General features: G+C 46.6%; 18 protein-coding genes. 9 read left to right on the top strand and 9 right to left on the bottom strand.

Annotated features, from left to right (window positions below; all coding sequences use genetic code 11):
* Positions 1-40: 40 nt before the first annotated feature.
* The gene (locus AAC052_RS19015) at positions 41-2,920 is read right to left on the bottom strand and encodes a PVC-type heme-binding CxxCH protein (RefSeq protein ID WP_339815047.1); all 2,880 of its coding nucleotides are present in this window, start codon (positions 2,918-2,920) and stop codon (positions 41-43) included.
* Between the two features lie 181 nt (positions 2,921-3,101).
* Here AAC052_RS19015 and AAC052_RS19010 point away from each other — a divergent pair, with 181 nt between their 5' ends.
* Positions 3,102-3,914 (top strand): LytTR family DNA-binding domain-containing protein, encoded by an 813-nt coding sequence (locus AAC052_RS19010; RefSeq protein ID WP_339815046.1) that lies wholly within the window; start codon positions 3,102-3,104, stop codon positions 3,912-3,914.
* 78 nt (positions 3,915-3,992) lie between these two features.
* Positions 3,993-5,204, top strand: coding sequence for an intradiol ring-cleavage dioxygenase (locus tag AAC052_RS19005; RefSeq protein WP_339815044.1), 1,212 nt, complete (start codon positions 3,993-3,995; stop codon positions 5,202-5,204).
* A 159-nt stretch (positions 5,205-5,363) separates the two neighbouring features.
* On the opposite strand, the gene AAC052_RS19000 is transcribed toward AAC052_RS19005, so the two are convergent.
* Genes AAC052_RS19000 through AAC052_RS18990 form a run of 3 tightly spaced genes read right to left on the bottom strand, consistent with a single transcriptional unit; the run spans position 5,364 to position 8,427 of the window.
* Positions 5,364-6,683 carry a M56 family metallopeptidase gene (locus AAC052_RS19000; protein ID WP_339815043.1) on the bottom strand — a complete coding sequence of 440 codons (1,320 nt, stop codon included), beginning with the start codon at positions 6,681-6,683 and terminating at the stop codon, positions 5,364-5,366.
* 24 nt (positions 6,684-6,707) lie between these two features.
* Positions 6,708-8,057, bottom strand: a complete 1,350-nt coding sequence (locus AAC052_RS18995) for a M56 family metallopeptidase (protein ID WP_339815042.1) — start codon at positions 8,055-8,057, stop codon at positions 6,708-6,710.
* Entirely contained in the window at positions 8,050-8,427 is a 378-nt protein-coding gene (locus AAC052_RS18990; protein WP_339786627.1) for a BlaI/MecI/CopY family transcriptional regulator, read from the bottom strand. The genes AAC052_RS18995 and AAC052_RS18990 overlap by 8 nt, the downstream gene beginning before the upstream one ends.
* Before the next feature lie 188 nt (positions 8,428-8,615).
* Between AAC052_RS18990 and AAC052_RS18985 the strand changes: the two genes are divergently transcribed.
* Both AAC052_RS18985 and AAC052_RS18980 read left to right on the top strand, forming a co-directional pair.
* The gene (locus tag AAC052_RS18985; RefSeq protein ID WP_339786630.1) at positions 8,616-9,083 is read left to right on the top strand and encodes a hypothetical protein; all 468 of its coding nucleotides are present in this window, start codon (positions 8,616-8,618) and stop codon (positions 9,081-9,083) included.
* 60 nt (positions 9,084-9,143) lie between these two features.
* Positions 9,144-10,418 carry a M14 family metallopeptidase gene (locus AAC052_RS18980; protein ID WP_339815041.1) on the top strand — a complete coding sequence of 425 codons (1,275 nt, stop codon included), beginning with the start codon at positions 9,144-9,146 and terminating at the stop codon, positions 10,416-10,418.
* Here the strand turns inward: AAC052_RS18980 and AAC052_RS18975 are convergent.
* Entirely contained in the window at positions 10,415-10,777 is a 363-nt protein-coding gene (locus AAC052_RS18975; RefSeq protein WP_339786635.1) for a hypothetical protein, read from the bottom strand. The two genes, AAC052_RS18980 and AAC052_RS18975, sit on opposite strands and share 4 nt — an antisense overlap.
* 220 nt (positions 10,778-10,997) lie before the next feature.
* Between AAC052_RS18975 and AAC052_RS18970 the strand changes: the two genes are divergently transcribed.
* A complete protein-coding gene (locus tag AAC052_RS18970) occupies positions 10,998-12,041 on the top strand; it encodes a Fic family protein (protein WP_339815040.1) in 1,044 nt (347 codons plus the stop codon).
* 28 nt (positions 12,042-12,069) lie between these two features.
* On the opposite strand, the gene rlmD is transcribed toward AAC052_RS18970, so the two are convergent.
* Together rlmD and AAC052_RS18960 are read right to left on the bottom strand one after the other, a co-directional pair.
* Positions 12,070-13,470 (bottom strand): 23S rRNA (uracil(1939)-C(5))-methyltransferase RlmD, encoded by a 1,401-nt coding sequence (gene rlmD / locus AAC052_RS18965; protein ID WP_339815039.1) that lies wholly within the window; start codon positions 13,468-13,470, stop codon positions 12,070-12,072.
* A gap of 62 nt (positions 13,471-13,532) precedes the next feature.
* Positions 13,533-15,779 (bottom strand): S9 family peptidase, encoded by a 2,247-nt coding sequence (locus AAC052_RS18960; RefSeq protein ID WP_339815038.1) that lies wholly within the window; start codon positions 15,777-15,779, stop codon positions 13,533-13,535.
* A gap of 179 nt (positions 15,780-15,958) precedes the next feature.
* Between AAC052_RS18960 and AAC052_RS18955 the strand changes: the two genes are divergently transcribed.
* Entirely contained in the window at positions 15,959-16,183 is a 225-nt protein-coding gene (locus tag AAC052_RS18955) for a hypothetical protein (RefSeq protein WP_317489764.1), read from the top strand.
* A gap of 113 nt (positions 16,184-16,296) precedes the next feature.
* Positions 16,297-18,876, top strand: coding sequence for a gliding motility-associated C-terminal domain-containing protein (locus AAC052_RS18950; protein ID WP_339815037.1), 2,580 nt, complete (start codon positions 16,297-16,299; stop codon positions 18,874-18,876).
* Here the strand turns inward: AAC052_RS18950 and AAC052_RS18945 are convergent, their stop codons facing one another.
* Together AAC052_RS18945 and AAC052_RS18940 are read right to left on the bottom strand one after the other, a co-directional pair.
* Positions 18,877-21,411 (bottom strand): DUF5686 and carboxypeptidase regulatory-like domain-containing protein, encoded by a 2,535-nt coding sequence (locus AAC052_RS18945; RefSeq protein ID WP_339815036.1) that lies wholly within the window; start codon positions 21,409-21,411, stop codon positions 18,877-18,879.
* On the bottom strand, positions 21,398-22,558 hold the full coding sequence (locus AAC052_RS18940) for an aminotransferase class I/II-fold pyridoxal phosphate-dependent enzyme (RefSeq protein ID WP_339815035.1): 1,161 nt from the start codon (positions 22,556-22,558) through the stop codon (positions 21,398-21,400). The genes AAC052_RS18945 and AAC052_RS18940 overlap by 14 nt, the downstream gene beginning before the upstream one ends.
* Positions 22,559-22,861: 303 nt before the next feature.
* Here AAC052_RS18940 and AAC052_RS18935 point away from each other — a divergent pair, with 303 nt between their 5' ends.
* Together AAC052_RS18935 and AAC052_RS18930 are read left to right on the top strand one after the other, a co-directional pair.
* Positions 22,862-23,209 (top strand): helix-turn-helix transcriptional regulator, encoded by a 348-nt coding sequence (locus tag AAC052_RS18935; protein ID WP_339815034.1) that lies wholly within the window; start codon positions 22,862-22,864, stop codon positions 23,207-23,209.
* The gene (locus tag AAC052_RS18930) at positions 23,209-24,504 is read left to right on the top strand and encodes a type II toxin-antitoxin system HipA family toxin (protein ID WP_339815033.1); all 1,296 of its coding nucleotides are present in this window, start codon (positions 23,209-23,211) and stop codon (positions 24,502-24,504) included. The genes AAC052_RS18935 and AAC052_RS18930 overlap by 1 nt, the downstream gene beginning before the upstream one ends.
* The last annotated feature ends 2 nt before the right edge of the window (positions 24,505-24,506 follow it).

The following is a 24,506-nucleotide window of genomic DNA, read 5'->3' as shown; positions in this document are numbered from 1 at the left end:
CCAGCTCTCAATGTGTAAATTCCAATTACCAACTAATAGGCTACTTAAGAGTAAGCAAATAACTGGTCAGATCAGCCAAATCTTGTTCATTCAATCCCAAAGCCTGGCCGCTGGGCATAATACTGGTAGCCATAGGCTTTTTGGAGACCACCTCTTTCGAGTCAATAACAGTTGGCTTGCCTGCTACGTCTCTCAGTACGGTCGTTTCTCCTTCCGACACCAAAAATCCGAAATACGAATTGTCGTCTTTGGTTTTCACTTCCACCATCGTATAGCCGAAAGCGAGGGCTGCGCTGGGTTCCAAAATAGCATTGAGCAAGCCGCTTTGATCAAATTTTGACCCTATCTTACTCAAGTCGGGACCAACCTCCATGCCAGTGCTGCCTACTTTGTGGCAAGTGGTGCATTTCTGCACAAAAAGGTCTCTTCCTTTTGAAACAACTCCTCTTAATGCGGTTATCCGCTCATAGGAAATTTCAGAAGTAGCTAATTCTTTGAAATACTCTCCAGCCATTGTCCTCACGGACTGGTCAGGATTGCTGAAGATTGTTTTGCCTGCCTCCGCCATCAAAGGCGCTGTGAGTTGGGCCGCTGATGCAAGAGCGATGAGCATTTTCCCTCCTTCGGCATCTTGCGCAAGCAAGCGGATAGCTGCCTTTTTTTCGTCCATTGTCTTTTCTTCACTGAGAATTATTGCCTTCTGATCAAGCATAACCTGACTTTGCGCAGGCAGTATTTCCCTCTCAAGTTCATCCCAGTTCACCAGTGAAAACCAGCTGTTGGACTTTCTGTAATTGAGCAACCACGCTGCCTCGTCAGCCACTTCCTTCGAGGGTGAGGCTGCCAAATCGGCCATGAGTTTTACAGCATCGGTGTTGTTGATATTGCTCAAAGCCACGAGGGCTTTCGATCTTTGGTCATCTGGCAGGGTAGTCGCCAGCGCCCTTTCAGCAAAGGCAGTTGCCGCCACATCAGGATGCAACCTCCAGGCTATGTTGGCAAAAGCAGGCGACCAGTTGGCTGCCACTGGATTTTGCTTTTCAAGCAGAGCCATGTACAGGTCGGGCTCTTTGCCTAGGGCCCCAATGCCCAACGCCTCTAAATAATAGGCATCTGCTCCATCGTATCGACTTGCAAGCGCCACCAGAATTTCCCGTGATCTATCCCAGGATATGTCTCTCATAGAAATGGCCACTTCTCTCAAAACTGCGAAAGAAGGGTCATCGAGAGCGATCTTTGCGTAAGTCATGATATTGCTCTCGTCCTTCTTTAAAGCTCTGTAGGCTGCTACACGAAGCGAGGGGGATGGATGAGCGGTCAATATGTCTTCGACCTCTTCCACGCCCTCTTCCCCAAGTTGAGCCATCAGCCAAACAGCCCTTGCCTGAACAAATGAGTTACTGTCGCTAAGAAGCTGCTTTACTTCCGGCAATACCGATTCGCCCTGCTCAACCAATTTTACAAATCCCTGATTTCGCACGTTAATGGCCGGGCTTTTCAACGCTTCCATTTGGCCAGCCGTAGTGGTCAAATCATATACAGGCCTGGGAAGTTTTTTTCCTTTGGGTGTAATCCGGTAAATCCTGCCGTAGCCTTTTTCGTCGGTCATTTGATGACCTCCTACAATGCGGTCGTACCAGTCAGCCACATAAATGGCTCCGTCCGTGCCTACCGACACATCGCTGGGTCGGAATAGCTTTGTTTCATCAGGCCCCACATCATTCCACACGTAATCTTCGGTTGATGTACCGACCGAAGAAATTAAATCTTTTCTAGCGAAAGTATAGCCAGCCCCCGTTGGTTTGGGCTGATAGGCAAAAACCTCATTCCTCCCGGCATCAGCACTTAAGAACATGCCCCGAAACATATCGCCAAATGCATCACCCTCATACATCACCACGCCAGTAGGTGCGCCGGCTCCGGTGCGGTCACCCACGGGAAGCACTCCAGGGTCTTCCTGGTGCCAGTGGGCTGTAAAAATCTCCTGGCCGGGTCTGCGATCGGCTTTCCATGTCCGGCTACCGTCGGCACTGAAATATCCCGCATTGCTACCCTCCATGACCCAGCTTACCCTACAGGCCACTACCTCATCATCGTTGTCGTTCTGCCACATATTGCCATAGGAGTCTACCGCCAACTCATAGGAGTTTCTGAAATTATGGGCCAGTACCTCCAGCCCTTTGCCGTCGGGGCCAATTCGCAGCGCCAAACCGCCTACCCACACCTTGCCGTCGTCACTTACCTGAGCTGGCTTATTTTCTTTGTTGTAGGGTGTGCCTCCTGTGTAGATGCTGCCCGACCGAAGCGCCCAACCAGTCTTGTCGGTCACATGGTGAGGTCCGGCATTCCCGGTATTGAAATACCAACTACCATCCGGGCCAGCGACAACGGAATGCAGGCTGTGATCGTGGTCCAATCCACCAAAGCCTGTAAGAAAGATTTCCTTTTTATCTGGCTTGTCGTCGCCATCCTCATCTGTATACACAATGATGTTGGGTGCGCAGGAAACAATCACTTTGTTACCTATCACAGCAATGCCTAGCGGAGCCACCAGGTCTTTGTCCTGCACAAAAACCTTGGTTTTATCAGCCTTCCCGTCGTCGTCGGTGTCCTCAAGGATAACCACCCTGTCGCCCTCTTCAAAGTGAAGGTGCGATTCCGGGTCATTATTGAAGTTTCTATAGTTCACCGCCTCTGTCACCCAAATACGACCTCTGGCGTCAACATCCATATTGGTGGGATTATAAAACTGCGGCGATTCTGCCCACAAGGTAGACTCCCAGCCTTCTGGCAGGAATAGCTGTCCATCAAATTTGGTTTCGAAAGTGAGGGGCGTGTAGGGCTCTTCCGCTTTACGGGTATCGGTGCAGGAAAAGAAAATGACCGAAAGGACGGCTGGAAGCAGTTTGTAGGTGTTCATCGCCAAAAGTGTTGAAACATAAGATAGATCGCTTTCTTACTAAATAAAAGTGCCAGCAGAGCGAAAGCATTTTTTTTGAACAGGAAAGTTCACTTTGAGGCACTTGGGTTCTCCAATTTAGGCGAACGTCTGCCATTTTATTTTTACCTTACTCCGAATGTTGAAAACGGTGATTTTTGATATGGCATCATCAGAGGGTGATTTTTGGGCTTCACAGCGCTGGAAAATAGTGAAGGTCGCAGGGCTGCTGATGGTATTTGCGGTGCTCCTCAGGCTCATACAGGATTACCTTCATGCTTATATAAATGACTACCACTTTTACTTCTCTGAGTCCATCCTTCATAAAGGCTTTTGGTTCGTTTTCTTTCCGGTCTCCGTTCTACAAGGCTACGTTATCGGAAAATTTTCTAACAGATTTTCCAGAAAGGTCAAATTAGCTTTTCTCGCAGTCCTGACCATCCTGGCCACCCTGGTACACCTTGTGTCTTTTGCATTCATCATCTCAACAGCATATTCCATTTTCCTGAATCATTCTTATTCGTTTATCAACCTGCTCAAATATTCATTTTCTGAGGATACCTACCTGTGCCTTCTCATCTATGGCATTTCAACGCTGGTGTTCAGTCGCCTGGATGGAGAGAAGCCAAAAGTGCCATCGGAAAATCGCTATTTATCCGTTGTGATGGTAGGCAGTGGCGCAAAAACAACAGCAGTAAATGTGAATGATATTTTTTACATCAGCAGCGCAAGCCCCTACATCGCACTACACACAGCCACACGGAAGTTTCTTCATTCCGAAACGCTAAAAGCGCTTGGTGACCAGCTCAATCCGGGGCAATTTGTCCGAATTCACAAGTCCACCATTGTCAATATAAAAGAAGTTGAGTCTTACCAATCACGCCTGAATGGTGATTACGATATCACGCTGAAGAATGGTGAGGTAGTACGAATGAGTAGAAATTACTCGACATCGTTCAAGAGTCAATTCAAATAGTCCACGGGTTGAATCAAAAAGTCATCAGGTTAACGTATTCAGGTTTGTTTCCCGGAAAAGGCACATGAAATTGTGGCTATGAAAACTAAAACTTTTTGCCAGGTACTAATAGCGACAACCCTCACAATGGGGTTGTTCAGCTGCCAGGGTCAGCCCAACGTTAGCGGTCAGAAACAAATTGCTAAAAAAGCCATTGTAGGAGGTGGGTGCGACGGGTGCGAGCTTATGTTCGTTGGTATGCCAGCATCCATCGACGCATCCGACACCAGTGCTGGCTGGTTCGAGGAAGGGCAAAAGCTGCTCGTCACCGGCAAAGTCTTTAAAGTTGATGGCATCACTCCTGCCAACGGGGTTGTTATCTACTATTGGCAAACGGACAATCAAGGTTTTTACGCTCCGGTTGAGGACATGCCCGCAGAAGCAAGGAGACATGGACATATCCGGGGCTGGGTGAAGACAGACGAGGCGGGCAGGTATTCGATCTACACTGTGCGGCCCGCCCCCTATCCGGAGACAGACGAGCCAGCCCACATCCACACCTCGATCAAGGAGTCTGCTGTCGACGACGAATATTATATCGACGCATTTGTTTTCGACGATGATCCATTGCTAACAGGTGCCAAAAGAAAGGAAATGGAAAACAGGGGCGGGAGTGGCGTGCTCCGAGTATTGCTGGACAAAGACCTGCAGGTTGCTGAACATAATATTATTCTTGGCCGCAATATTCCCAATTACCCAACCAATGAGCAGCCCGCAGAAGCGTCCGGGCTGAAGATTGGTGAAGACAGCCCCTCCTTCACCCCTTTTCACGCCTGGGGGCCCGACAAGGGAACTAAGGCCTGCCCTGTTTGCAAGTATGGCCGTTATCATGGCATTCTGTACTTCGTGGGCAACAAGCCTGGTTGGGAAGATATAAGAAAGTGGCTGGCCTTTCTGGAGCGGGAAAGCGTGGAACGAGGCAAGTATTTGAAGGTCTATTTCGTGTATGGAAACGAAGCAGCCTACAGCAAAGAAGCAAGGCAAAAGGAATTGGAGAGTATCGGAAGAGAACTTAATTTGAAAAATATCGGCGTTACATTCGTTCCCTCGCTGACCGACAAGCCAAGTGAAGTAAACCTTAACAGCATCAACCCGGACGTAGCAAACACATTTATTGTTTACAGACAGCGAGCTATCCAGGCCAAGTTTGTCGGCCTTGAAGCATCGGCTGAAAACCTCAAGCTTATCTCAACAACCCTTGACAAAACAAAAGGTGAGTATTTCGACTTGCCCGAACCAGCACACAATTAGTCACGAGCTGCACAGCAACAAAAAACCTCCGCCATTGATGACAGAGGTTTTTCATGCTTACAAACACCGAAAACCTGCTTCAAAAAGCTGGTTCTCCGGAAACAAACTTACGTTCTAAACTCCTTTTGTGAGGAGGTGAATCCGATAAAGCTACGGAGCTTACTTACTTGGATAAGACACCATCACTACCTCATTCAAATTCGGTTCCTCAGTGATTTTAATATCGAGATCACCTACTACTCTCTCCTCCCCTTCAGGGTGAGCCAGCTTAAAGCTGATCGGCAAAATCATTCTTGTCTTCACCGCTCGTCCTCCATGTCTTCCAGCGTTCCATTTCGGCGAACCAGCTATCACCGTTTCAGACTCCAGATCGCAACCTGCCCCTATGCCCTTGATGGTTTGGATGTTGGATATCGACCCGTCCTCTTCGACAACGAACTGCACGAAAACCCTCCCTTCAACACCCAACCGCCTTGCTTGTTGCGGATATCTAAGTTCTCTGGCAACATAGGTGTAAAAAGCTTGCATCCCACCAGGAGGGGATGGCATTTCGTCGACCTTGACAAAGACATCTTCTCCACCGGAATGCGAAACGGCCGCAGCCTGAATATTGATTTGGTCTTCTTCTATGCCAGGAAGTTCACAGCTCACTACCCCGAAGACCATGACCATGGCCAGTACCGGTAGCACAAATTTACCCCAGTACACATTGTTGTTTTTGTTTGTAAGCATACGTAATCGTTTTAGTGTTTGCGATTGATTGAAATGGCTGCCTAGCTCCAACCCATACTGGTTGAGTACCTGCTTCGCCAAAAGCTTTTGATAAGCCTCTATGTCCCTGCCCTCGGTAGCCTTGTCGTCAGCTTCAAACTCATGAGTCATTACCAGGGCATTCTTGATAGCATAAACTATTGGGTTGAACCACATGATAGCGTGAGCTATTTCGATGAAAAGGATATCCCCCGAATGCTTCTTGCGGATATGCGCCAGCTCATGCTTCAATATTTGCTGTTGTTCCCTTTCTCCTAGTTCCTGGGTATCGTCCCAAAACAGATAGTGCATGAAGCTAAAGGTGGGTAGTTTGCCCTTGGTTCTGACCAAAACATAGTCCTGATGCGTTTCCTTTTCGGCTGAGATGATCAGTTTCGCCACCGAAATTACTTTCAATACCAACTTGGCTATGAAAAAAACGATACCAACAGTATAAACAACTTCCAGCCACGAAACGCCACTGTAATAGTTGGCATAAGGATCCACGACCATTTCCGGAAGTGTAATCACAGCAGTAACTTCTTCACTCAGCGCCCAGGGCGAATCGATTCTGACCAAAGGAAAAACTGCCGAAAATGCGACTGACAAGAGCAGGTAATACCTGTTGAAGGTGTAGCACGACTCATTGCGTAGCATCAGGTAGTAGATAGCATAGAAAATCATGCTGCACGCTGCCGATTGGAAAAGAAATATGAGTAGGTTGTTCATAATTATTACTTTCTGGATTTTATATTACCACAAGCCAACTAAGAAGTCTGCCCCACGTACTGTGTCAACTTTCAACTCGCCCTGCTTATAATTAAATTGCAGATACGAAAAATCTTTGGATTGATCGAGGTAGTTGCCTTCCTTATCTATGAAAAGCTTGAAATGCACCGGGTAAATGATTCTAGTACGCACTGGCTCATTGTCGACTCTACCCGGAATCCAATCTGGGCAGCTTGAAATCGCCTTAATCACTTCGGTATCCAGCGACTCATGAAGGCCTTCAATAATTTCTGGATGTGAAATGCTGCCATCCTTTTCTACAATAAACTGTACATATACCCTTCCATCAATCTTCTGATCTTTTGCTTCTTTTGGATAAGAAATTTCTGATTGTAGCCAGTCAGAAAGATGTATGATACCATTCGATGGTCTCGGTTGGTCATCAACCATGTCAAAAACATCTTCCTGCTCTTCCGAATCGATTATGCTTTCCAAAGTGCTTACCTTTTCAAAGTCCACCGCAGGACTCTCACAGCTCACCGCCAAAAAAACAAGAGTTACCGCTAGCGAAGGAAAAAAATAAGATCGCCAATGAATCTGATGGCTAGGCTTGGATAGCATCTGTAAACGCTTCATAATGCTGGAGTAGCTAAAGTGACTTTGTATGAATTGCGCCGGGCTGGAAAAGAAAGTCTGACTGACCAATAACTTCATGTATACTTCGGTCGCAGATTTTGATGCCACCTGATCAGCGAGGTATTCATGTGTGTTGACGATGGCTTTTCTGAAAAAATGAATAAGGGGATTGAACCAAAGCAAAATCTGCATTATCTCGATCACTAATAGATCGACACTGTGCTTTTGTTTGATATGAACTAATTCGTGATCAAGTATTTGTTGATTCTCTATTTCGTTCAAATCCTGACTATCATCCCAAAAGAGGTAATTCAAAAAACTGAAGGTTGGGAATCTCCCTCTCGTATGAACCAAAATATACCCAGCAAAAGATTCCTTTTCTCCATTAATGATAAGCCTGGAGATGCTAACAATTTTGATAATCAACTTTATCGAAAAGACCAGGATGCCACAAGAGTATAAAAATGTTAGCCATGAAAAGCCTGCTGATGAGACCTTTTGGAATTCCTCTCCAATCACCGTTTCAGGCAAGATGGTAACAGCCGTTATCTCCTCGCTCAATCCCAAGGGAGAGTCAAACCTCACAAGTGGGAAGACAATAGAAAAAGCTACGGACAGCAGTAGAAAATACCTATTGAAGGTGTAGCAAGATTCATTGCGCAACACCAGATAGTAAACGGCATAGAAAGCCAGGCTACAGGCTACCGATTGGAAAAGAAATAGGAGTAGGTTAGTCATCGTCTTTATGTTTAATGTCTTTTTCTACATACTTCATCAGCTCCTCCATGTCCTTTACATCCAGCTTGTTTTCACTGGCAAAGAAGGAGACGAGCTTCTGAAACGATCCGTTGAAATAATTGCCCATAAAGTTTTGAAGGAAGAAGCTCTTGTATTCATCCTTACCCACTTTGGGGAAATACTGGTGCGTTTTGCCAAATGCTTTGTAGCCAACAAAACCCTTCTTTACCAGTATCCTGATAATGGTAGACACCGTGTTGTAGGCAGGTTTAGGTTCGGGCATTTCTTCAAGCACTTCGTTCACAAACCCCTTGTCAAGCTTCCATAGGATTTGCATGATTTGTTCTTCGGCTTTGGTCAGTTCTTTCATAATGTTCTATACGTATATTCAAATGTAAAACGAATAGTTTAGTTTAACAACTAATAACTTAGTTTTTATTTTTCTTGACTAATTCGTCCGCTCAAAATAGCATTTCGTCGTTTCCGGGATTCGATGTTTGCTTGCGACTAAAATTTAATTCAAATTTACTAGTAACCACCTACTTAACTACCGTTTGAATGCTTTCAATTTCTTCTCTCATTAAAGAATCTAAAACCTACCTTGACAAACCCTACATCAAGGTGGCGTGGCATCCACAACTCAATTTAATCATTCATGACTGGAAAGGCTTTGCGACTTTCGAAGAGATTCTGGAGGTAGGTCAAAGAACACTTTCAGCCGTTCAAATGGAGCATGCCACAAAAGTACTGTACGACACCAGGGACATGGAAGTGCTTGACGACAGATCCAGGAACTACATAGCAGGAGAGTTTACAGTTAAAATGATACGGGCAGGCATCCACTACTCAGCCACCATTCTGCCGGAGGATCCCTTTGCACAATGCACCATTCAGGCCATTAAAGGGAGCATGGAAAGGCATTTACCAGAAAGAGTGCGATACTTTAACGCTGTGAACAAGGCCCTGGATTGGGTAGTTTCTCAACAGGTTATCCCAAAATCCGGCGTTCGCCTGGTGCACCAGTAAATAATTTCGATTTTATTTCTCCCCTCTATTTCGTAGCCTAGCGTACTCAAAGCAAGGCTCATGCAAATACGTCTCTTTCTCATCTTTCTGGCTCTTCCGCTGATTGCCTACCCACAAGAAAAACAATTTCGTTTTCAAGGTCAGGGGCCAACACAAATCGTCGAAACTTCCTCCAAAGCCATCCAGCTCCAGGAAAGAAAAGTTTGGCTATTTGAAGAGGAGGGGATTGGTTTCAGCAATGACTTCAGAGGGGCAAGGCTGAATAACGCAGTACCCACTGACGGTTCAACTTTCCAACTGACCATTGAGGCAGAAAACTACCCGGTCAATCCGAGCCCCTGGTACGCCTTCAAAGTATGGAGCAGCACCGACAAGCAAGTCACGCTGTCGTTCAACTACCCGCAAGGCAGACACCGTTATTTTCCTGTGGTAAGCATGGACGGTAAAAAGTGGGCCAATCTTGATTCCGCCCGTTTTATTGCCAAGTCGGACACCACCATCGCCTTTTATAATTATCGACTGCTACCGAAAGAAGCCAGTATGGTACTTGACCTGACTGCTGGTGACACTTTGTGGGTGGCAGGGCAGGAAATGTGGACTTCCAAAGAGGTATATGCCTGGATGGACTCCGTTGGAGAGGCATACAAGTTAAAACCAAAGACAATAGGAAAAACCACGCTTGGCCGGGACCTGAAAATGATGCGGGTGTCGAAGGGGAAAGACAAAAAAGTGGTAGCGGTCATTAGTCGACAGCATCCACCGGAGGTAACGGGTTTCTTTGCCATGAAGGCCTTTATTGAAAGGATACTCAAGGATGACTCGCTGTCAAATGCCTTTAGGAAACGCTATGATGTGCTGAACGTGCCGCTGATGAACCCCGATGGCGTGGATGAAGGCCACTGGCGGCACAGTGCTGGCGGTGTGGATCTCAACCGTGATTGGGAAGCACAAAACCAGCCGGAGGTAAAACAGGTGGCAGACTACTTCAAAGCGTACATGAAGAAAAGGAAGGGCACCATGGTATTTTTTATGGACTTCCACAGCACCTGGGACGATATCTATTACACCATCGACCCCAGTCTTCCGACCAACACACCTGGGCTTACCACCAACTGGTTGGCGGGTATTGAGGCTGGTATCCCAGACTATTACGTCAATCACCGCCCGTCAAAAGTGGACAATGGTGTGGTGTCGAGAAATTTCTTTTACAGAACCTTCAATACAGACGGACTAGTCTTTGAATTTGGCGACAATACCAGTCGTGCTTTCCTGAAGCTGAAAGGTACTGTTGCCGCCGAGGTATTGATGAGGTTGCTTCTTGAAGAAAAGGGTTAATCCTCAGGATAGGGAACAAAAACGAAACTGGTCAGCTTTTCGTCCACCACAAAAAGGCAGCAAAATTCGTCAGGGTCTTTGTAGGCAGCTTTGAACTCGTCTATGCTTTCAATCAGCTTCCTGTTAACAAACTCATCAATATAGGTGGCGTAGTAATTCCATGACAAGTTTAAATCTTCTCTCGGGATCAGCAATTGGCCAATCGGAATTTCCACCTTGGCAATGGGGAAAATGGGAAATTCTGAAAACCCTTGTTTGCGTATCTGGTAAGAGGCTTCTTTGATGCTGTCGGCCACCACCACGAAGTCTTTGGTGATGGTGCCAAGGTATTTGCCACTTAGTTCGGGATCGTTTTGCATTTTACCTGCTTTTCAAAATTATTTGACTACCCGCAAAAGTACGACATTCTCCAAAATGTATTTGCTGATTCAACAGTCGCCTGTACTGCCTCAACGGGCTTGAAAATAACGCAGGTCAATCGATGTTATTAGCCGAGCAACTAAACCTATCATTTTTCTAGCCTAATCCTATCACTTATGATAGGATTAGGCTAGTTTAGTGATAGAAAAAAGTACAGTGATGAATCTTACTCCACGCCAAAAGGAAATAATTGATATTATAGCTACCCAAGGACGGCTATCTATATCAGCAATCAAAGAGCTGCTTGACAGGAAGCTAAGCATCCCTACACTCAACAGGGACATGGCAAAACTTGTTGAGGCCAACTACCTGAAAAAACTCGGCGCAGGACGAGCAATCACCTATGTTATTTCTCCCGATTATCAACTGTTTGCTCCAGTCGATACTTCTGACTATTTCGATCTTGATCCTGACAGAAGAGGAGCCAGGGTCTTCTTCAACCATGAACTTCTCCAATCATTAAGAGACGTTCGCCTATTTACTGACAAAGAGATGGCTAGTCTTCAAAAGTTAAGGGATGAATATCAACGTAATATCGCAAGCCTTTCGCCAACACTCTACCAAAAAGAATTGGAACGACTAACTATTGAGCTTAGTTGGAAATCCTCCCAGATTGAAGGAAATACTTATACCCTATTGGAAACGGAAAGGCTATTTAAGGAGAAGCAGGAGGCCGACAACAAGACCAAAGAAGAGGCCATCATGCTACTGAACCATAAGGAGGTTATTACATACCTGATGGAGCATAAAAACCTTGCCCAGGCCCTTACTTTACGCACACTGGAAGAAATTCATTCACTACTTATCAAAGATTTGAATGTTGGTTGCAATATTCGTTCCCGTGCTGTAGGGATTACCGGAACAGCTTATAGCCCTTTAGATAATGAATACCAGATCAGGGAAAATCTCGAACTGATGTGTGGCCTGATCAATAGCAAGGACAATGGCTTTGAAAAAGCGCTTCTTGCTGTAGTGCTGATTTCATATATACAGCCTTTTGAAGATGGAAACAAGCGCACGGGCCGGATGATTAGCAACGCCCTGCTCATCGCAGACGATGCTTGCCCTTTGTCTTACCGTAGTGTTGACTCGCTGGATTACAAAAAGGCAATGCTACTCTTCTATGAGCAAAATAATCTGACGGCTTTTAAAACCATATTTATAGAGCAAAACGAATTCGGAGTAAAAAACTATTTTCGTTAGAAAGCTCGACGCCTGATGGAAAATCGTTTTAGTCTCTCAACCTCAATAAACAAACATTCTCCACATGATGCGTATGCGGAAACATATCTACCGGCTGCACTTCAACGACCTTATACCTTTCTGCCAATAGCTGGATGTCTCGTGCCTGGGTGGCAGGATTACAGCTTACATACACAATTCTTTCGGCTCCGGAGTGATACAGAGCGTCTGTCACGTCTGTGTGCATCCCGGCCCTTGGTGGATCGGTAATAATCACTTGGGGACGACCATGCCTTTCCATAAATTCTTCGGTCAGCAAGTCTTTGATGTCACCAGCCTGAAAATGCACATTCTCCAGGTCGTTCAGTTTCGCATTGATCCAGGCATCCTCAATGGCGGGCTCCACGTACTCCAACCCTACTACTTTTGCGGCACTCCGTGCAGCAAACTGGGCCAGCGTGCCCGTGCCGGTGTAAAGGTCGTAAACCAGCTCTTGTGGCTGGATATTGGCCATATCGATCGCCACTTTGTAAAGCTGCTCTGCCTGCTTACTGTTAGTCTGGTAAAATGATTTCGGCCCCACCTTAAAATGCAAGCCATCCATTTCTTCCATGATATGATCTTGCCCATGAAAAAGCTCCACTTCCAGGTCCTGGAAAGTATCATTACCCTTGCTATTGATCACATACATGAGCGAGGTGATCTGAGGAAATGCCTCCTTGATTTTGCCGAGCAGGTTGTCCAGGTCTTCGTTCTTGTAGGCCACTTGCAGAATGACCATTAGCTGCCCGGTGCTGGCGGTGCGAATGATCAGGTTGCGCAGCCAGCCTTCGTGGGTAAGGATATCGTAGAAAGGATAGCCAGCCTTCATGGTTTCTTCCTTCACAAATGTCCTGATGGCGTTGCTGGGATCTCCCTGAAGATAGCAGGTGTCAATATCGACGATCCTGTCGAAGCGCTTGGGCACGTGAAAGCCCAGAGCGTTTTTCTCCAAATCGGCGCCCGATTGAATTTCTTCATCCGTCAACCAACGGTGGTTGGAGAAGGTGAACTCCAGCTTGTTGCGGTAATATTGCGTATCGGGAGAGCCAAGAATAGGGTTGATCTCGGGCAAAGGTACTTTGGCAATTCTTTCCAGGTTGTCCTTTACCTGCTGCCATTTGAACTTGAGCTGTTCGTCGTAAGGCAAGCTCTGCCATTTACAGCCACCACACGTCCCAAAGTGTGAGCAGAAAGGCTCTACTCTTTTAGGAGAAAGCGTATGGAACTTAATAGTCCGGGCTTCCATGAAGCCTTTCTTCTTCCGAAAAACCAGCAAATCGACGACATCGCCGGGCACTACCTGCTCCACAAATATCACCTGCCCTTCATGCCTGGCAATGCATTTGCCTTCTGAAGCTACCGCCTCAATCGTGATACTTTCCAGTATTATGTTCTTGCCTCTACCCATAGGGCCGCAAAATTACGCTTTGCCCAAAAGGAAAACTAAGGATGTAGTAAAAATTGCCTTCTTTACCTTGGGCCTGCAGGCAGATTGTTCTTCAGGTAGTTTGTCAAAATTTCCCTCACGTGTCTGCTGGTATTTCGCCCTTCGTAAATCCCGTGGGATCGGTTGGGGTAGCTCATCATGGAAAAAATCTTGTTGTACCTGATCAACTCATTCACCAGCACCTCGGTGTTTTGATAATGCACGTTGTCATCGCCGGTGCCATGCATCACCAGCAGATTGCCCTTCAGGTTTTTTGCAAAATTCACCGGTGAACCTTTCTCGTAGCTCTCCGGCATCAGCTGAGGCACGCCTGAGTAGCGCTCCTGATAAATATTGTCGTAGAGACGCTGATCAGCCACCGGAGCCACCGACATGCCTGTGTGGTAAAGGTTCGGGTAACGGAACATCATATTGAGTGTCATGGAGCCGCCACCGCTCCAACCCCAAATGCCTATTCTGTCTCCATCTACAAACGAATATGTCTCCTTGATTTTACGGAGTGCTGCCGCCTGGTCTTCAGAGGAAAGCACACCTATCTGCCCATACACGCACTTGCGCCATTCTCTTCCTTTTGGGCCTGGTGTACCTCTGTTGTCGACGCTCATGATAATGTAACCCTGCTGCGCCAACATCAAATGCCACAAATAGCCACTGCCGCCCCATGCATCACGCACGGTTTGGCCAGCTGGCTCGCCATACACATGAAAAAGCACCGGATACTTTTTAGACGGATCAAAACCGACCGGCTTGATCATGTAAGCGTCCATGGTAACGCCATTGTCACCGGTTACCTGGAAGAACTCAGTTTTGTTTTTGCTCAGCGCCTCCACTTTGGCTGTGAGTAGTTTATTAGTCACAAATGTTTTGATGACCTTATGATCGGGCAACGACACCAGGTCCATAATAGGAGGCACACCTTCCCTCGAATAGGAATGCTGAGCATACTTGCCATTGGGAGCAACCTCATAACTATGCGTGCCTGGCTGATCGGCAGGCGACAACCTTTCAGCTTTACCTTTTCCATTGAGCCTTATTCGGTAAAGATAATTTTGAGTCGCATTGTCGGGTGAAGCCATGAAATAGAGCCAACCTCCCTTCTCATCGATCTGCTCGATATTGATCATGTCGAAGTCTGCCGGAGAAATAAGCTTCTCCTCAGAGCCGGTTATCAAATAAGCAGACCGCCATCCGCTTTTTTCACTCACCCAGGTAAAAGACTTCCCTTTGTTCATTAACTGAAAGTCGTCAACGGCATCGAGCCAGGCTGGGTCTTTTTCTTCATACACTTTCTCTACCCTGCCATCGGCCACAAAGCACTTAAGCACCTGGTTGTGATTTTGCTGACGGTTAAGTTGCTGCACCAGCAACGATTTCGAGTCGGCGTTCCAGATCATGCGAGGCACGTAGTTGTTAGTGGGGTCGCCGGCAATGTTCATCCATTGGGTTGGCCCACCTGCTGCACTCACCACCCCAATCTTTGCTTCCGAAGGCTTCTCACCTGCTTTCGGGTACTCTACAGGAATTGTGTATGAGTAGATCGAATCCGTATTGTTAATCATCAGGAAGTTGCGGATAGACCGGGCATCAATGCGCCAATAAGCTATTTTGCTTCCATCGGGGCTCCACTGAAAACCATCACGGCAGCCGAACTCCTCTTCGTACACCCAATCGAAGGTTCCATTGATGATACGGTCAGTGCCGTCAGTAGTAAGTGCAGTAATTTTGCCATCCGCCAGCGATTCCACATACACATTGTGCTCTCTCACGTAACCCACTTTGTTGCCATCGGGAGAGAACTTGGCAAACATCAGGGTAGATGGCTTTGCATTGCTTCCTCCCAACTGTGTCAATTTTTTTGTAGCAAGGTCAAGCACCCAGTAATCGCCTTTGGTATTGAGTCTCCATACCCTGGCAGAATTGGTGTAAATAAGCAGTTTGCTCTTGTCGTCAGACCAGGTATAGTCTTCCACCTCGAGTGGCTGCTGACTTCCGGCAGGCACCAAATCAGATGCTTTTACGAGCACAGACCTTTCGCCAGTCGCCGTGTTGTTTTTGACTATCTCATATCCTCCGGGCACAGCTTCCGACTGCTCCAATGTGGTATAAGCGTTTCCTTCCTCAAACCAGGTAAGCTGCCCAAACCACTCGCCTCTAAATTCATTAGAACTAAATATCCTTTCGAGAGTGAGCGTCTTAGCGTCCTGGGCTTTCGCAGCAAACCCAATAATCAGGAGCATCGACTGGAAAAGCGCACCAACTAACTTCTTCATGGCAATTCGATTTAATGACTCCAAAAGTAGGAATATTCGACCAACAGCAAATGCCAATGATGTAACAATAGCATTTGCTCATTTTATTTTAGATAAATCTAAATAAAATATTAGCTATGACTAAACAAAATAACGTCCCGCTCGTAAATACTTTTAAAAACGCAAACAAAATGAAGGCAATGAAGAATCTTTCCCGTAACACCGTACTTCTAATGGTAGGCTACGTCGTTCTCAAATGGACAATCATCATCAGTGCGGGCACGTACTTGTATTCGTCCGAAAACTGGAGAAATGAGTACTTTCTCGTCTTCCCCCTGCTGGCAGTAATCGTTATTGGTATCAAAAACAGAAAGCGGTTGTTTGGCAAAAAGAAGGCAATGGAAGAGATTGACCAGGGTCGATAGTTACTGTTTAACACAGAGGGGCGAAAAGCTTTCTTCAACTATTGGTCATTATTTGTGGTCTTTCATCTAATTTTAGGTACAGGGGATTCGAAGAGTAGATTGTTTAGCATCTGATGATTAGACCGTTCCACACAGTAAAACTCGCAATAGTTCTTTTTACACTTCTTTGGTGGCTATGTGGTGGGTCGTCATTAGCCAACCACATCGTCGGCGGCGAGTTGGAGTTGGTTCACGTACAGGGCTTCAGGTACAATCTTAACCTTATCCAGTACTTTGACCAGGCTCAAAGTGCTAATCCAGGGCCTGAGCCACAACTGCTGGCTTATATTTACAGAAAGTCGGACAATGTCTTCATGCGGAGAGACACACTCTTCCTGACCGACCAGGCAACTGTACCTTATACAAATATCGAATGCTCTCTGGATGAGCTAAAGACTCTACGGGCGTTCTATACCCGGGAGATTGAACTCCTTCCGGAGAATTTTGACGACCCAAATGGCTACTACGTGGTATGGGAAAGGTGTTGCAGAAATGCCGGAATTGTCAACATCGTTAATTCAATTGGGGCTGGGCAAACTTACTACCTCGAGTTCCCACCTGTGGTGAAAAATGGCAGACCATTCATCAATTCTTCGCCCTCCTTGTTTCCACCGTTAAGCGACTATGCATGTGTTAACCAATTGTATTACACGGATTTTGCTGGTGTTGATCTGGACGGCGACTCATTGGCCTACACACTTGTCACTCCATTGAACAGCTCTGCCTTACAGGCGTTGCCGATCCCCCAGCCAGCCCCACATCCAGAGGTCATATGGTCCCAGGGCATAGACCTGGCCAATGTGATACCCGGCAATCCATCGTTAAGAATCACCAACAGGGGGTTTATCACCGTGAAGCCGGAGAAAATTGGCTTATATGTATTCTCAGTTTTGTGTCAGGAGTTTAGAAAAGGGGTGAAAATCGGCGAGGTGAGAAGGGATTTTCAGATGCTGGTGGTGGATGGGTGCAACCCGGAGCCCCCGCCAAACCTTAAAGTCCGTGTGCCTGGCTCCCTAAGTTTCAATTCCGTGATAAGAGACACCCTGGTATTCCGGGCGGGCGACAACAAATGTTTTGACATACAGGTGACTGACCCTGTTGGGGATAAAAATATCAAAATGAGAGCTGTTGGGGTAAACTTTGAAGGTGAGGTAGAAGGCATATTCACCCTTAAAGAAGGCTATCTGGCTACTGCTGACGACATTTTCAACCTGCAGGTGTGCTTGTCAAAATGTCCTTACGTTAGTGAGGGCCCTTATTTAATCGATATCATTGCGGCTGACGATGCCTGTCCACTGCCACAAATGGACACAGTCAGGCTGGCAGTGATTATGGAGCCACCACCCAACCAGGCCCCCCGCTACGTCAACCAGACAAGCAAAATGATCAACCTGACACTTGATGAGGGAATTAGCTACAGCCTGCCATTGGAGGGGATTGACCTGGATGACGAAACGATGGTGCTTGACATTGTGGCAAGTGATTTTGACCCCGAAGAGTGGGGCATGCAAGTCGCTATTGGTAAAGATGAAGCAGGGTCGATTGAGGCAGTATTTGAATGGGAAACTGGCTGCGGAAGCTTTCCCTTCGGGGTGAAAAATCAGTTTGATTTCACACTTCGGCTGTCGGACAATGACTTCTGCATGGACAACTCCCGGGATGAAATTCAGGTCTCGCTTACTGTCAATTTACCTGTTAACAATCCCCCTGAGCTCTCAACTACGCTGGGCTCTTACGACCTACAGATTCCTGTTGGCACCAACTTATCCTTTCCCGTGACTGCTACCGACGCAGATGGCGATGTGATCGACCTGATAGCAGTTCCCGTGAACTTCAGCTTTGAAGATTACCTGATCAACTTCTCACCCGTATCCGGGCCTGGCGAAGTCAGTAGTACCTTCAGTTGGAACCTGGGCTGCGACCTGATCGACACGGAGGTGCAGGACTACTTTGAATTGAATTTTGTTGCTGCTGACAATGACTTTTGCCTGCAAACGGAAACTGCTGTCATTAGCCTCAAGATCAATGTGTTTCAGGAAACCAATGAATCGCCAGTGATTACCGTCGCTGGTGTTGAAAACGACAGGGTCACTATCAACAGCCTGGAGTCCATTGAACTGGAGGTAACCTCCACAGACCCTGATAATGATTTTCTTTCCATCGACCTACTCGATGGGGTGCCTTTGCCACCGTCAGAAACATTCGAATTCAACCGTGTGGAAGGGCAGGGTCAGGCAAAAGGTTTCCTCCGCTGGGCACCGGAGTGCTTTCTCTTTGATGAAGCCAGGGAGGTTTCCTACAAGGTTTCCTTTCTCTCCTGGGACACCCGCTGCCCCAACCCAAAATTTGACACTTTGTCGATTTTTATCGACCTGATTGATAGAGAAAGTCCCGGCGAATTTCTCCCGGCCAATATCTTCACCCCGAACGGTGATGGTATTAACGACACGTACTCTATCCCCGATTTACCGGTTGACAACTGCGATGACCAGTTTCAATTTTTTAAAGTGATGACCAGGGAAGGAACCAACGTGTATATGACGAGGCAAAGGGATTTTGTCTGGAACGGTGACAAGCTTCCCAGTGGAGTGTACTATTACATGGTAAAGTATTCGCAGCGATCCTTCAATGGTGTGCTATCTATCGAACGTTGACTAGAAACCCAGTCCCCCTTTGAAACCGATAGCCTGGTGTTCTCTGCCAATAAAAGAAGTGTAGAAATCTACCCTGAGAATTTTGAGAATATGCTCAAGTCCGATGCCGATTTCAACGTAGTTGTCGACAGTGCCGGCACGCAGGTAATTGACCGAGCCTACTGCTTGTAGTTTAGTTTTACGAAGAAGGGGGAGTTTATTGACAATGAAGCCGTCAAAGTGATGTTCATACTGGCCCATAAAGTAGGGCTTCAGCGAGCTGTATAGATAGTAATCAAGCAGTTGGAAGTTGCCAGGTTCAAACCTGGCATAGAGCGTTGCGTTACCGTTGAATTGCCTGTAGTCCATGAAGTAGGCTACTTTTTTGCCGGGGAAAAAGCCCGATTCGAGCGTCAGTCTTCCCATGCCAAACAAGCCTTGCGAAATTTCATCGCTGATTTTGGCTGACACCCTGTCGTAGTCGACATCCGATCCCAGCAATCCGTTCAGACCCTTCACGTAATTGAAAGTAAAAGATGGCCATTTGTTGACCAACAATACTTTTTGATCGGGTCGTGAAATATATCGCTGGCCCGGGTGATAAATGATAGACAAATCGACAATGGCTGCCTCATGCGTGGGGAAGCTCGTATCGGCCAGTTCCAAATTTTTAGGAGCGTTCGGGGTAAAAATACGATTCTCTTCTTTCAGAATCGACAGGAACGAAGTGTTGTACAACTGTACTCGTTTTTCCCAGCTAAACCGCCCTGTGAACAAGACGCCGTTCCACAACTCTGTGCGGTATCTCGTGCTTACATAGGTCTTTTCAAATAGCTTTATCAGGTTCCTGCCCCCGACCAATGTCTCGGCGGTATTTACATAGGAAACTATCGGATCGGCCTGATTGAATTGATAGACAAACTGTCCAAAATCCACCTGAGCGCTGGAAAATTTCTTTGGATCATAATAGTAGGTCGCTCCCAGTCGCCCGTAGAGCTTTCCTGAGCTAAATCCGTACCTGACGGCCGGAGTGATTCGGTAAAATTTGTTGTTCTCATAGTATCTGGTATAGTTCACATCCAGATTGGTTACCACGCCTTCAACTGTGTTGTACTGAATAGCTTTGATTAGCGGATCAAATGAAAGGAAATCTCGCTTGTAGCTTCGGTTGTATCTGTAACCTGAAACAAAAAGTTTGACAAGATTAAGATTGTTTCTTTTGTCATCCATAGAGTCTTTAAATGGCTTTGACTCTTTTATCACCAGCAAGCTGTCCTTGATTTTATAGTCCTTCTTTTCGTAGTCGTTGAGGGGTATGGGCCTTATTTTCTCCCAGTACACATCCTCCCGTTTATTGGCATCCTCCTCTATCACCAGCACCTCCTTACCAAAACTCTTTTTTGGCTTAGGAAACAGCTTTACATCATTTTTTGGGAGCGTATCGACCTGTTCGACTGTTGGGCCGGTCAATTTATTTACTGCGTCGAGCTTGTACCGTGGCTCTATCTTATAATTGGAGTATACACCAACAAAATATCCATTGCCATGAAAACCGAATGCCCCAATTCTAAAGTCAAATCTTTGAGACAGCATCATCCAGATGCCCTGATCCAAAGGTGCGTACTGCTGACGGATGCGAAGGCTGTCTACAAATTCGATTTGCTTCTTCTGTGGTAGCACAAGGTCAATGCTATGAATGCTCCAACTGTCTTCCACGATATAAATAAACCCACTGAAAACAGGGTCATTTGCCCTCTTCGGTATTACTTCAATCTTATTGATTAAATAATCTCCTTCCTGAAAGGCACCTCTCAGCTTATAGTCATAAAAGAAAAAAGCGTTGTTGGCAATGGGGGAGACAAAACCCCTTTCAGTAAGGCCCTCCATTCCGAGCAGGTTGTTGTAGAAGTTGACATACATTTCGGAGGCCATATTGAAGCTGAAGGCCTTGCTTTGCCCACTGACCCTCGAGGAGATCATGCGCTCACTGTACTTGTCCGGATAGATGTAAGACAGATCGGAGACGGACTCCGACAAATAAACGATACCGGTATCCAGAGGCACTGTGTACCCCAGCACGCTGTTGGGTATGTCGTCGAGGTGCTGATTGCCTTTGATATAAACCCTGCATGAAAATGCGTTGACCTCGGTCAAATGATATTTCCTTTTCCTGATAGCCTCCCTTATTACAGCGTATGCCGGGTCTCTGTCCTTTGAGTTGACCACCACCTCCAGCAGCTGATAAGCTTCAGGAAGAAGCTGCACATTCAACATGTAGGTCTTCCCGGGAATGACAACAACCTCCTGGATCTGGCGTTTGTAGCCCACATACTGGAAAACGATGTCGTAGGGGCCCGGCGCCAGAGAAAGCTCGTAGTTGCCATCCTGATTGGTGGATACTCCTGTCGAGGTGCCGCCCACATATATAGTGGTAAATGGCAGCGGCGCACCATGCTCGTCAATCACAATTCCTTTAATGCTTTGGGCATACAATGCCCCGCCAACCAAAAGATTGACTCCAACAATAAGGAATGTCAGAACTTTAGATCTTGTCAAACGCTTGCTTTAGGTCAGCTATAAGGTAGTCAGTTTCTTCCAGGCCGACATAGAAACGAATCATGTTTAGTGGTGTTGTAGCATTTTTGTAATTCATTGACGTGACCATGGCAACGGCCGGAAATATCAATGACTCGTGCCCACCCCATGAACAAGCAAGGTAGAAAGTCTTCAAAGAGTCGCAAAAGCGAATGATCTCATCAGGATTTTCAGTTTTTAGCTGAATCGTAAACTGCCCGGTTCCTTGTTTCATCTGCTTTTTGGCCAGCTCATACTGCGGGTGACTAGGGTGGAAAGGATAGTATATTTTGCCTACTTTTTCGTGTGAAGCAAGAAAATCAATGATCGTGGCAGTTGATTTTTCCGCCCTTTCCATGCGGATAGGCAAGGTGCGAAGGCCACGCAGCATCAGCCAGGCATTCATAGGTGAAATGATCCCTCCAAGTGTCATAAACTCTGACTTGAATATTTTGGTGGTCATTTCTTTGGTAGCACAAAGTACGCCGGCCACCAGGTCGCTGTGTCCATTGAGGTATTTGGACGCCGAGTGGGTGACTATATCAACGCCCATTTCAGCGGGATTCATATTGATTGGCGAAGCATAGCTATTGTCGATGATGGTGAGCAGCCCATGCTTCTTGGCTATTTTCACTACCGCCTCTATGTCTTGCAATTCGAATGTCCAGGAATTGGGGCTTTCGAGATAAAGAATCTTCGTAGAGGGCCTGATAGCCCTCTCGTAATTTTTGGGGTCAGTGCCATCTACCATGGTAGCGGTTACACCAAAGCGGGGAAGCAACTGGTTGAGTAATTTGTTTGTCCAGCTGTAAGGCTTTTCGACACACACCACATGATCGCCCTGACTCAGATTGGCCATCACAGCAGCGCCGATGGCAGCGCTTCCGCTGGCGAATATGAGAGCATCTTCCGTCTTTTCCAGCGCAGCAATTTTCTTTTGTAAAATAGCCGTAGTTGGATTTACCCCACGGGTGTAGAATGGAATTTCGTGTTCAAACTCCAGGCTTTCCTGCATGTCTTTGATGTTGTCGAAACAAAAGTTGGACGACATCATGATCGGTGGCGACACGGAACGATAATAGTTTTCTCTGTCTTCGCCTAGTTCGTTGATGATATATGATAAATCCATGGAGCTAAATTTTGGGCTGAAGATAGGAAAAGGAGGTGGGGTTGGAAAGGAGAAATTAGCAGAGTGAAAATAAAGATCACAGTAGCATCTCCCTACCCCCTGGGCTATAAATAGTAAGCCACAGAACCAGACGACTCTCACCTGTGTTCATTTAGCAAATACAATTTTGTTGGATTTAACAAACATTAACAATAGTCAACCACATCAAAGATGGATAAAAACAACAATAGAGCCTTGAGATTTAATCTAACTATCTGTAGATTTGTTGGACATAACCAACATTCTTAATATATTAATAATATAATGATGGATAAAAACAACATTCAATCAAAATACATAAGCGACGCAGCTTTGCTGTCCACCATTGGAGAGTTTGTCAGGCATCATCGGCTGGAGCAGAACAAGACTCAAAGTCAGCTTGCAGAAGAGGCGGGCATCAATCGCACAACACTGGTCGAATTTGAGCAAGGCAAACGATCCAACACCCTCACGCTTATCCAACTGCTCAGGGCGTTGAACCAGCTACAGGTGCTGGAGTCATTCAGGGTAGAGAAAAAGCTGAGCCCACTTCAGCTGGCAAAGCTGGAGCAAACCCAGCGCCAGCGGGCATCTAAAAGAAAAGATCCAGAGCGCTCCTCATCCGACTGGTAATGGTAACAACAGCGTTTGTCAATATCTGGGGAGAAAGAGTGGGTGCCATCGCCTGGGATCCAACCAACGAGATAGGAGCGTTCGAATACGAGCCCAGCTTCCTCTCCCACAACTGGAACCTCGCACCGGTGAAGATGCCACTTCAGGAGGCGAAGGGTCGGATATTTTCATTTCCAGAACTACGAAATACCAGCACATTCAAGGGGCTGCCCGGTTTGCTGGCAGATATTTTGCCCGACAAGTACGGCAATGCGCTGATCAACACCTGGCTTACCCGACAGGGGCGCCCCACCAATAGCCTGAACCCTGTAGAAACTCTTTGTTTTATCGGCTCCCGAGGCATGGGCGCTTTGGAAGTGGAGCCAGCCTTTCCAAAGGCAGACGATAGGGCCACAAAAATAGAGATAGAAAGCCTGATAGAAGTGGCAGAGCATATTCTGTCGGGGCGGCAAAAATTTGGTACCAACGTAACTACTGATGAAGAAAAGGCGCTGGTCGACATCCTTAAAATTGGGTCGTCAGCTGGTGGAGCGAGGGCAAAGGCACTGATCACCTATAACTCATCAACAGGTGAAATCAAGAGTGGTCAAACCAATGCTCCCAAAGGGTTCACGCACTGGATCATCAAGTTTGACGGTGTGACCGACACACAATTTGGCTCATCCAGTGGATACGGCCGGGTGGAAATGGCCTACTACCTGATGGCCCTGGATGCCGGTATAACAATGACTGAAAGTAAGCTACTGGAAGAAAACGGCAGAGCTCATTTTATGACCAAACGGTTTGACCGGATACCTGATCAGGGCAAAGTGCATGTGCAAAGCTTTTGTGCGATGCGGCATTTCGATTTTAATGAGGTGACGATGTACAGCTACGAACAACTGTTTGAGACCATGAGATTTCTGGGGCTGCCTTATCCGCAAGCTGAGCAGCTATATAGAAGAATGGTTTTCAATGTGATGGGGAGGAACTGCGACGACCACACCAAAAACTTCGCCTTCACGATGGATAAAGCCGGGCAATGGGCATTGGCGCCGGCATTCGATGTTTGTCATGCTTACAGGCCCGACAGCGACTGGGTAAGCCAGCACGCCCTGAGCATCAACGGCAAAAGAACAGGTATTACCAAAAGTGATTTGCTATCTGTGGCCTATCAAATGAACGTAAAAAAAGCCAACAGCATCATTCAGGAAATTGCGGAAGTAGTCAGTCATTGGGATAAATATGCTGAGCGGGTTGGCGTGGAAGAAGTGCTGCAATCAGGCATTGGCAAAACCTTGCAAATCATCCGCTGATC

Source organism: uncultured Imperialibacter sp. (assembly GCF_963974565.1).
Taxonomy (GTDB): Bacteria; Bacteroidota; Bacteroidia; order Cytophagales; family Cyclobacteriaceae; genus Imperialibacter; species Imperialibacter roseus.
The sequence above is the reverse complement of the archived record's forward strand: the minus strand, read 5'-3'. Positions and strand labels throughout refer to the sequence as shown.

Bases quoted from the DNA above. Each gene is read 5' to 3' on its own strand.
- AAC052_RS18990 (WP_339786627.1), bottom strand. From the start codon at position 8,427: ATGAAAGAACTGACCAAAGCCGAAGAACAAATCATGCAAATCCTATGG.
- AAC052_RS18935 (WP_339815034.1), top strand. From the start codon at position 22,862: ATGATGGATAAAAACAACATTCAATCAAAATACATAAGCGACGCAGCT.
- AAC052_RS19005 (WP_339815044.1), top strand. From the start codon at position 3,993: ATGAAAACTAAAACTTTTTGCCAGGTACTAATAGCGACAACCCTCACA.
- AAC052_RS19015 (WP_339815047.1), bottom strand. From the start codon at position 2,920: ATGAACACCTACAAACTGCTTCCAGCCGTCCTTTCGGTCATTTTCTTT.
- AAC052_RS18960 (WP_339815038.1), bottom strand. From the start codon at position 15,779: ATGAAGAAGTTAGTTGGTGCGCTTTTCCAGTCGATGCTCCTGATTATT.
- AAC052_RS18975 (WP_339786635.1), bottom strand. From the start codon at position 10,777: ATGCAAAACGATCCCGAACTAAGTGGCAAATACCTTGGCACCATCACC.
- AAC052_RS18980 (WP_339815041.1), top strand. From the start codon at position 9,144: ATGCAAATACGTCTCTTTCTCATCTTTCTGGCTCTTCCGCTGATTGCC.
- rlmD (WP_339815039.1), bottom strand. From the start codon at position 13,470: ATGGGTAGAGGCAAGAACATAATACTGGAAAGTATCACGATTGAGGCG.
- AAC052_RS19010 (WP_339815046.1), top strand. From the start codon at position 3,102: ATGGCATCATCAGAGGGTGATTTTTGGGCTTCACAGCGCTGGAAAATA.
- AAC052_RS18985 (WP_339786630.1), top strand. From the start codon at position 8,616: ATGCTTTCAATTTCTTCTCTCATTAAAGAATCTAAAACCTACCTTGAC.
- AAC052_RS18930 (WP_339815033.1), top strand. From the start codon at position 23,209: ATGGTAACAACAGCGTTTGTCAATATCTGGGGAGAAAGAGTGGGTGCC.
- AAC052_RS18955 (WP_317489764.1), top strand. From the start codon at position 15,959: ATGAAGAATCTTTCCCGTAACACCGTACTTCTAATGGTAGGCTACGTC.
- AAC052_RS18995 (WP_339815042.1), bottom strand. From the start codon at position 8,057: ATGACTAACCTACTCCTATTTCTTTTCCAATCGGTAGCCTGTAGCCTG.
- AAC052_RS18970 (WP_339815040.1), top strand. From the start codon at position 10,998: ATGAATCTTACTCCACGCCAAAAGGAAATAATTGATATTATAGCTACC.
- AAC052_RS19000 (WP_339815043.1), bottom strand. From the start codon at position 6,683: ATGAACAACCTACTCATATTTCTTTTCCAATCGGCAGCGTGCAGCATG.
- AAC052_RS18940 (WP_339815035.1), bottom strand. From the start codon at position 22,558: ATGGATTTATCATATATCATCAACGAACTAGGCGAAGACAGAGAAAAC.
- AAC052_RS18950 (WP_339815037.1), top strand. From the start codon at position 16,297: ATGATTAGACCGTTCCACACAGTAAAACTCGCAATAGTTCTTTTTACA.